The organism is Paenibacillus sp. P4_E11, from assembly GCF_056401635.1.
Genome location: NZ_JBFUIX010000146.1, coordinates 1 through 8274, shown reverse-complemented (window position 1 = coordinate 8274; position 8274 = coordinate 1). Strand labels below are relative to the sequence as shown.

At 47.7% G+C, this 8274-nt stretch carries 9 protein-coding genes; 3 read left to right on the top strand and 6 right to left on the bottom strand.

All coding sequences use genetic code 11. The annotated features are described in order from the left end of the window. Positions 1–270, bottom strand: a 270-nt coding sequence (locus tag AC1DWB_RS29400; RefSeq protein WP_477544654.1) for a DUF6597 domain-containing transcriptional factor, incomplete at its 3' end; no start/stop codon positions are given. Between the two features lie 195 nt (positions 271–465). Between AC1DWB_RS29400 and AC1DWB_RS29395 the strand changes: the two genes are divergently transcribed. Next, a complete protein-coding gene (locus AC1DWB_RS29395) occupies positions 466–1353 on the top strand; it encodes a fructose bisphosphate aldolase (protein WP_477544653.1) in 888 nt (295 codons plus the stop codon). A 233-nt stretch (positions 1354–1586) separates the two neighbouring features. On the opposite strand, the gene AC1DWB_RS29390 is transcribed toward AC1DWB_RS29395, so the two are convergent. Then, complete coding sequence (locus AC1DWB_RS29390) at positions 1587–2150, bottom strand: winged helix-turn-helix transcriptional regulator (RefSeq protein ID WP_477544652.1); 564 nt, start codon at positions 2148–2150, stop codon at positions 1587–1589. A 2-nt stretch (positions 2151–2152) separates the two neighbouring features. Further along, on the bottom strand, positions 2153–2509 hold the full coding sequence (locus AC1DWB_RS29385) for a VOC family protein (protein WP_477544651.1): 357 nt from the start codon (positions 2507–2509) through the stop codon (positions 2153–2155). Positions 2510–2677: 168 nt separating this feature from the next. On the opposite strand from AC1DWB_RS29385, the gene AC1DWB_RS29380 reads away from it, so the two are divergent. Then, positions 2678–3874 (top strand): MFS transporter, encoded by a 1197-nt coding sequence (locus tag AC1DWB_RS29380; protein ID WP_477544650.1) that lies wholly within the window; start codon positions 2678–2680, stop codon positions 3872–3874. 50 nt (positions 3875–3924) lie between these two features. On the opposite strand, the gene AC1DWB_RS29375 is transcribed toward AC1DWB_RS29380, so the two are convergent. Genes AC1DWB_RS29375 through AC1DWB_RS29365 form a run of 3 tightly spaced genes read right to left on the bottom strand, consistent with a single transcriptional unit; the run spans position 3925 to position 6972 of the window. After that, positions 3925–5088, bottom strand: a complete 1164-nt coding sequence (locus AC1DWB_RS29375) for an SMP-30/gluconolactonase/LRE family protein (protein WP_477544649.1) — start codon at positions 5086–5088, stop codon at positions 3925–3927. A 34-nt stretch (positions 5089–5122) separates the two neighbouring features. After that, positions 5123–6133, bottom strand: a complete 1011-nt coding sequence (locus AC1DWB_RS29370; protein ID WP_477544648.1) for a zinc-dependent alcohol dehydrogenase family protein — start codon at positions 6131–6133, stop codon at positions 5123–5125. After that, positions 6133–6972 (bottom strand): SDR family NAD(P)-dependent oxidoreductase, encoded by an 840-nt coding sequence (locus AC1DWB_RS29365; RefSeq protein ID WP_477544647.1) that lies wholly within the window; start codon positions 6970–6972, stop codon positions 6133–6135. Before AC1DWB_RS29365 ends, AC1DWB_RS29370 begins: the two co-directional genes overlap by 1 nt. 280 nt (positions 6973–7252) lie before the next feature. On the opposite strand from AC1DWB_RS29365, the gene AC1DWB_RS29360 reads away from it, so the two are divergent. Next, positions 7253–7921, top strand: a complete 669-nt coding sequence (locus tag AC1DWB_RS29360; protein ID WP_477544646.1) for a TetR/AcrR family transcriptional regulator — start codon at positions 7253–7255, stop codon at positions 7919–7921. The last annotated feature ends 353 nt before the right edge of the window (positions 7922–8274 follow it).

The window sequence follows — 8274 nt, the reverse complement described above, 5'->3', positions numbered from 1 at the left end:
TTCAAATGCAGTCATCAATCCCGCCACAAAGGCTCCTTTGGAAAAGGACGGAGCTCTTAGGTCGAAAATAATATCTACGCATCCATCAGGTATAATGCGATGCAATTTGCTGTTATCAGACAAATAAAATTGTACGGTCCAATAACAAGCTACATAAGGTTCCAACCCCTCGCTTGGTAAAAACTCACAATATCGATAATGGGAATCCTGTAACTCATTTTGTAATAAAGGTGGTTGCAAAGGAAGATAGATCCCCATATTATTTCCCATTCCTTATACCATCATATTTTCGTGAATTGCTTGAGACTAACCCAAATATATCGTTATGGATACTGTGAAAGCAATCGCCGACGCAACCATTCTTCTGCTCCCCGCTGCGCCTAGAATGTATGCCTGCAAATAAAAGTGCTATAATAAAAGGATTAAAAATACAATTCAGTCCATGAAAGGGAAGGAGAAGCATCCATGAATACAAAGCAATTGGATCGAATCCGTACAGGAAAGGGCTTTATTGCTGCCTTGGACCAAAGCGGTGGAAGTACTCCTAAAGCTCTACTGCAGTATGGCATTAAAGAAAACAGCTTTTCCAATGAAGAAGAGATGTATGTATTGGTTCACGAGATGAGAACGCGTATTATTAAGAGTTCCGCGTTTGATTCCAAGTACATTTTGGGTGCGATCTTATTTGAGAACACGATGGATCGTTTCATTGACGGGCAATTTACCGCCGATTATCTATGGGAGAAGAAAGGCATTGTGCCTTTTCTGAAAGTCGATAAAGGGCTCGCCGATCTTGAAGACGGGGTTCAACTCATGAAGCCCATCTCTGGTTTAAACGACCTTCTGAAGCGTGCGGTTGAACGGAACATCTTCGGGACGAAAATGCGTTCGGTTATTAAGGAAGCCAATCCTGCGGGAATCAAAAAAGTCGTTGAGCAACAGTTTGCCATCGGGAACCAAATCTTAGAGCTGGGACTGGTTCCGATTATCGAACCGGAAGTTGATATCTACAGCGCGGATAAGGGAGCATCGGAAAAACTATTAAAGGATGAAATTGTCGCTCATTTATCCACCCTTGGCAAAGACGTAAAGGTCATGCTTAAACTCTCCATACCGACGGAAGACAATTTCTACAGCGAGTTAATGGAGGATCCACACGTTGCACGAATTGTGGCTTTGTCAGGCGGCTACACTCAAGCGGAAGCAAACGAAAAGCTGGCACGTAATCACGGATTGATCGCTAGTTTCTCGCGTGCCTTATCGCAGGGACTAACCGCTGGGCAAACAGACGATGAATTCAACGTGATGCTGTCCAAATCTATTTATGACATTTATGAAGCCTCCATCAAATAAGGGAGTACTTGATCATCCAAGCGATCCAACAAATATATATAACGACTCCGAACTTTATCAAAGCTTGGGGTCGTTTCTTGTTTGCTAACAAAATCCAATCACCCTTTGACCTTTCACTGCCAGCGATGCGCTCTTCTGCAAGGTTAGTTACACTTTTGAACGATCGACCGCCTCTTTGAGATAGCAGCAAAGAACCATCAGGAGAAAATGAAGTTACCTGATGGTTCTTTCTGTTAGACCAAAGAAGACAAATCGACAGATAGACGATGAACGGGATTCCGCACATGATTGGAAAGTTGGTAAAGAAATGAAGGCCTTGGCAGCTCGGTTACAAGCTTCCTTATGAGGCCTTCCGTGTTCAACTCGCCCAGACGCATAGAAAGCATACGGGGTGTTACCTGATCCAGTACGCGGCGGATTTCTTGGAAATGTTCATGCTCAAAGCCAAGTGTTAGCAGCACCGGGATGTTCCATGCTTTGGCGGACAAGGAACCGTGGGCAATATCCGACTCCGCAATATGGATGGCTTTGGCCATTTCTCTCCAAAGCTTACCTTCCTCGGTAAGCGTATATTCCGGTAATAAGGGATGGCGGCGTTCGTAGGGTGAAAGATGCTGGATGATCCCTATATGGTCCAACTGTTTTAAGTTTTCGCTCAGCCTCGCAGGCGCGATGTTGAGTTTGCGCTGAAGGGGCGTAAACCGTCCCCCGCTAGATTCCAGTCCGAGCAGTATAGGAATCGTCCACCGACCCGAAAGCTTCTGTGAAGCTTGAATGATGAGCGCCTCTTTATTCACAGTTAAACCAATGACTCTGCTAACATGAAGTTATGCCCGTCAGGATCGACAAAAGTAGCCAGCTTTACCATGTTGGGGATCGTTTCGATTTCACCAATAAACGTAATGCCTTTTCCAGAAAAGCCTTCAACGGCCTGCTCGAGATTATGTACATCAAACACGGTTGAAGAAGTTGAAGGAATCACGGACTCGACCTCAGAGAAACCGATGGTACAATCATTCGTGTTCGTACTGATAATGGCCATACCACTCTCCATGTCATGAAACTGCAGTTGAAATTCAAGCTTCTTCGTGAAAAATTCCAACGTTCGTTCGATGCTGGTTACATTATACCAAATCGTAAGTCCTGGTTTATACATAGCTCATCCTCCTCTTGATACCGTAAATATACTAGATATAATAACGATAGTAATGAGTTTTTGTTTTTGACGCCGTCATCAATAATCGTCGTTTTTTCTGGACAATGCGAGGGAAGTGAGCTACGCTTTGTTCGAATTTGCAAAATCATGAGGAGATTGGAGAGCAGGATGAAGATGCGGATTGCTGCGGATATGAAACGTTTTTTGCAGGTCGAAGACGCGGGCAGGATGCTGTTTACGCTATTTTGCTATGGAATCGGCATGGGAATTTTAGCTCCGATGAACGCCATTTATTTGAGCGAGAGCATCGGACTGTTGAAGGGCGAAGTCGTGTCCATCTTCGTTGTGTCGCTGCTGCTCAATATGGGAACTACGATTACGGTCGGGTTGTTAAGCGATAAGCTGCGTAGCAGGAAAAAGCTGGCGATGGCAGCGGCTTCGCTATGTCTCGTCGGTTTGTTGATTTACATGCGTGCGGAAGGATATACCCAGGCGCTGATCGGTATGTGTGTTGCGAGCGCACCGTCCGGACTAATTATGGGTCAGTTGTTCGCTATGTCGCGGAATCACTTTGCCAGGCTGGCAGGAGATATTGTGGAGATGGCGCAAATTTGGCTGCGCGCGGGGTATAGCGTCGGATTTTTTTGCGGTTTGCTGGCCGGAGCGAATTTGTATTTGATCGCCACGTTCCAAGGGGTGCTATGGGGCAATTTTGCAGGTTATGCCATGCTTGTTCTCCTATTGTTGTTCTATCGGGAGCGTTCGGAGGAAAAGAAGCCGACCCGTTCGGGGGCAGGCGAGCCGTTTTCCCTCATTATGCTGATCGCGCTGCTGCTTCTTGCCTGCGCAGATGCGATTCGCGGGTTGTACTTGCCGCTTGTCGTTAAATCGTTGTTCGGCAAGCCGGAGTACATGTCGTATATCTGGAGCGCGCAGGCCGTATTCGAGCTGTTGTTCATGACCATTGCCGGTTATTGGGCGGCCAAATACGGCAGCAGAAAAATTATTCTGCTCGGCGGGGTTGGGGCGTTTATTACCTATTCGGTTTATGCGCTGCACGCGCCGCTGATCGTGTTTTTCCTCATTCAGCCGATTTATTCGTTCTTCGTGTCCATCTTGTACGGAGTGGCGATGGGGTATGTGCAGCGTATGTTCGTAGGCCGTACCGGATTCGGCGCGAGTTTGTACGTATTCATTTCGCTAACGGCATCCTTGATCGGATACTTATTGCCGCTATTCATTGAAGGGTATGATCCATCTATATTCGTCATTCCGCTGACACTGGTGCTTATTTCCCTCACGATTATTTCTACAATGCTGATTCGGGAACGTCGTTCCTCTAAGCCGCTGCAACCGCTCGAATAACGAAAATGGTTCTATCTACAAAAGCCACCCGAGGGTGGCTTGGAATTCCGTTATTTCGTTAAAGGTAGGCGATGAACGCCGCTGCTGCCTCCTGGCGCCGTTCCTATATATAAATAGCCGTTGTGGTTTACAGCCGTAGTTACGCCATAGAGCGAGCCTTCCGGATCGTGCCAGCTTTCGATAAGTTCCCCCTGCGGGCCGAGCTTCGCAACAAGCCCATGTTTTGCTGGTGCGCTTGCTCCGCTAAGCACTGACTCCGGCACTTTGGCCATAATACCGGCTAACCACGGACTACGATGCATCTGATCTACAAACGAAATACGAGTCGTGAAGATCCCGACCCAGAAATGACCTTGCTCATCGCGCGAAATATTGTCTGGAAAGCCTGCGAGATTGTCCGTAAAAAGATCAGCCGTTCCCTTTTTTGACCCCTTGAGCCAGTATCTGGTCAACTGATAACGATACGATTCCGCCACAAGCACAAAATCCTCTTCGCTGGACAAGGCAATTCCATTTGCAAAATAGAGACCTTCTAGCAGGACGCTTGTCTGTTTGGTTACCGGATCGTACTTCAGCAAACGCCCATGCGGCTTGTTCTCGGCCATTTCTTTGAACGTTACGCGGCCATAGTTCGAAGTGTCAGAAAAATAAATGGAACCGTCCTTCGCAATATCAAGCTCGTTAGCTAAATAGATCGGTTTGCCGTCCACTTGATCGGCCAATACCTCTATGGTTCCTGATGGGCTTATGGATAGCAGTCCCTTCTTGATATCGGCCACAATCAAATTTCCACCGGCATCAAATTTAAGCCCGTTGGGCGTTCCTTTGGTGTCTGCAAACACTTGAGCCTCTTGCGGATTGCCGCCTGCATCGAAACCAACCTTGTATATTTTTCCGTCGGAATCTCCTGTATAAAGCTTACCTTCCTTATCGAAAGTAATGAATTCCGGGGATTTAGGGGCATCCGTAACAAGCTGAGCCGAGCTGAGTTTGTTGTTCTGCTGCCAAGTACCCGGTTCCTTAAAAGAGGGGGGCATCGGTGCGATCCATTTTGCCGGTTCGACAGGTGAAGGTACAAGCAAGAAAATAATCGCTCCAAGAAGGACCGCCGCAAGAATCGTCGCTCCTGCTCTTCGTATCCTCATATTTGGTAAGCGTTTCGGATGATTCATGTCTTTAGCAACTTTCGTGGATAAATGAGATGTATTGGGCATTAGTGCGCCTCCTGGATCATGTAGGTGAGAGATTTTAGATTTGTACGACGATTTTACCGAAATACTGCTTTCCTTCGGCTAAGAGCGCGAATGCTTCTCGTATTCGGTTGAGCGGGAATACTTGGTCGATAACGGGATGTAAACGATGATGGGCAATGGCTCGATTCATTTTTACAAAATGATCCCGATTGCCGACTTGACTGCCGCGAATCGTTGCGGCTTTCTGCAGGATGCCGGTGACATCGAATTCCGGAACGGTCAATCCCGATAAGAACCCGACCATACTCAATGTCCCTCCAATTCGAAGCGTATTGATGGACTTCACCATCGTAGCCGCTCCTCCAACATCCAGAACATGATCGACGCCGCCAGTCAGTTCTAACGCCGCCTTATCCCAGTCGGGAACTTCCGAATAGTTGATCGTTTGCCATGCACCTAACACTTTCGCTCGTTCCAGCTTGGCGTTGCTGCTCGATGTGACAATGGCTCGCGCTCCGGCCATAACAGCGAATTGAAGGCCGAAGATGGAAACACCGCCTGTTCCTTGCAGCAGCACCGTATCGCCCGCTTGCAACGCGCCGTTTTCAATTAGCATGCTCCATGCGGTTAATGCTGCGATCGGTAAGGTAGCGGCCTCCTCCCAAGTGAGGTGATCGGGAATAGGAACGACTCCGTTTTCATGCAGAACGACATACTCTGCCGCAACTCCGTTTAACGGACCTCCCAGACTGTCCCTTAATACCTCCGCTCTTGGGTTGCCGGCAATGAATCGCTGTTGCAGATTGCTTGCTACTCGTTGTCCTACCTGAACCCTTGTTACTCCTTGGCCAACGGCTACAATCTCGCCCGCTCCGTCCGATAAAGGAATGAAGGGGAATTTGATATCAATCGGCATTAATCCGTTCAGGATCACAAGATCCCGGTAGTTGAGAGATGCTGCCCTCATGCGGATAAGCACCTCTTGAGGGCCCGGCGCCGGTATGTCGAGCTCCGTCAAGGTCAATTCCTCAAAGCCGAAGCCGTTTGTCAGTTGTATCGCTCTCATTATATTGTCCTCCCTGCAAGATCAGATTGATTACCCGTATTCTTATAATTGCCGGATCCTTCGCGAGGTCGAAGCATGCCTCCAACAAGCCGAAGACCTTGCTTTCGTGTTATGAATCGCGACAGCTGCGCTCCGATATAATTCTGTACACCCGGAACGACGTACAGCTTCCCTTCCTTCAAGGCGCGAAGTGCAACCTCTACGACTCTCTCGGGAGTGTCTTTCTTTCCGACAGATGCTTCCTCAGTTCCGACGACGCTAAAGAAGCTGGTATCCGTCGAACCGGGACAAAGCGCGAAAAATTTGACACCGCGGTTGCGGTTTTCCCACCATAACGCTTGAGTAAACGACAAGACGAATGCTTTCGTCGCCCCATATACGGCCATATAGGGAAGCGGTTGAAATCCGGCCGTTGAAGCAACATTGATAACTGCACCTGTGCTTTTGCGCAACATGTCCGGCAAGAACAAATGGGTCAAATCCACAAGTGCAGCTACATTGAGCATCACTTCTTCATGCTGTCGCACTCCTGACACTTGTTCGAACAAACCATGCGTAGCAAAGCCTGCATTGTTGACCAACAGTTCGATATCCACGTTCAGAAATCGGCACTGCTGATATAACTCGCTGGGCGCGCCCTCTTTCGAAAGATCCTTAGGAATAACCTCGGCTTTAATGCCGTACTTCTTTCTGAGCTCCGATGCCAGGCTCTCAAGCTTGCTCTCGGAGCGTGCCACAAGAACCAGGTGACTTCCTTGTTTGGCCAGTTGTCTCGCGAATTGCTCTCCAATTCCGGAGGAAGCTCCCGTGACGAGCGCCCATTTTCCTTGAGTGATCATAGCGCTGTTCTCCTTTCAGATACTGTGTTTTAGTTTGGAAACACCGTTACCAGACGCCAGAACGTAATCCTTCAGTCCTAAGCAATGTAAGGAACGTTTGTGTAATACGGTAACACTGTTACCTATGAGACTCATTGTAACCACCCTTTTCTTGAAAGTCAACATGATTTTTGAACATCCAACGTTACATTGACAACTGCCCAACAATTATATAAAATTCCTTGTATGAGAGACGGAAACTGTGTTTCCTAATAAAAACACATAAACCAAGGTGATGACTATGAGCGACCAAGATATTTCCTCCAATGCAGGCACGCGAAAGTTGAAAACCTACCAAGAAGCTCGCTTGCAAAATACTGAAAATCTCCGCAAGCTCGTTGTTAACGCTGCAGCAGCACTCTTGCAAGAAGAGGGCCCCGAAGCCGTTACCGTGCGTAAAGTAGCGAATAAAATGGACTGCTCGACAAAAATTATATATAGCTTGTTTGTCAATAAAGAGGGCCTGGCTCAGCAGTTGTATCTGGATGGTTGCAAGCTTCTCGCTAATCAATTAGAAGGGACGCCTCAAGCTGCCGATCCGGCACAGCAATTGCTGAACTTAGGCGAAGCCTTCTGGCAATTCGGGCAGGATTACTCCAGCTATTATAAGCTGATGTTCGGAGGAGCCTTCGTAGATTTCAAACCGGACGAGGAAAGCATGCAGGGCACCATAACAGCTATGCGGCAATTACTGACCGTGATTAGCAATGCCCAAGAGCAAGGACTGATTCCCRCCCAGTATGATACGGAATCCGTTATACGGATATTTTGGGCTTCTCTCCACGGCGTTATTCATCTGTACCTGGGCGGACACTTTGGAGATGTACAAGCAGCCCATGGCGTATACAAGCAGACGTTAGCTTTGATCGTGAGCTCGTTGATTCCAAATCCTAGCGACAACAAGGGATGAGCACGAGTTAATCTACTTGTTCGCCGAGGACCTATAACTGTAGATTAAATAAGAAAAAGCCACCCGAAGGTGGCTTTCTTCTATTATGGAGCCTAGAGGGATGTATGAATCTTGATAATATAGCTAACGAAGCCAACTCGACGGTGCAGATCGCAGCGGTGGATTCAGACGCCGTACTCCTCCACTTCGTTCTGTCCGTGCGGGACGAACCCATGACCTCATCGCTGCCATCGTGGAGATGTACTGTCCTTATTCAGCTGCAGCATAATACTAAAAAGAAGACGGTGTTTGGGTTTACCGTCTTTATCCCGATAGGAAGCAACTATTGTATAGTAGTTACCTTATAAAAAATA

Excerpts from the sequence above, each read along its gene's own strand:
- AC1DWB_RS29395 (WP_477544653.1), top strand. The coding sequence starts at position 466 with ATGAATACAAAGCAATTGGATCGAATCCGTACAGGAAAGGGCTTTATT.
- AC1DWB_RS29385 (WP_477544651.1), bottom strand. The coding sequence starts at position 2,509 with ATGTATAAACCAGGACTTACGATTTGGTATAATGTAACCAGCATCGAA.
- AC1DWB_RS29380 (WP_477544650.1), top strand. The coding sequence starts at position 2,678 with ATGAAGATGCGGATTGCTGCGGATATGAAACGTTTTTTGCAGGTCGAA.
- AC1DWB_RS29375 (WP_477544649.1), bottom strand. The coding sequence starts at position 5,088 with ATGCCCAATACATCTCATTTATCCACGAAAGTTGCTAAAGACATGAAT.
- AC1DWB_RS29370 (WP_477544648.1), bottom strand. The coding sequence starts at position 6,133 with ATGAGAGCGATACAACTGACAAACGGCTTCGGCTTTGAGGAATTGACC.
- AC1DWB_RS29365 (WP_477544647.1), bottom strand. The coding sequence starts at position 6,972 with ATGATCACTCAAGGAAAATGGGCGCTCGTCACGGGAGCTTCCTCCGGA.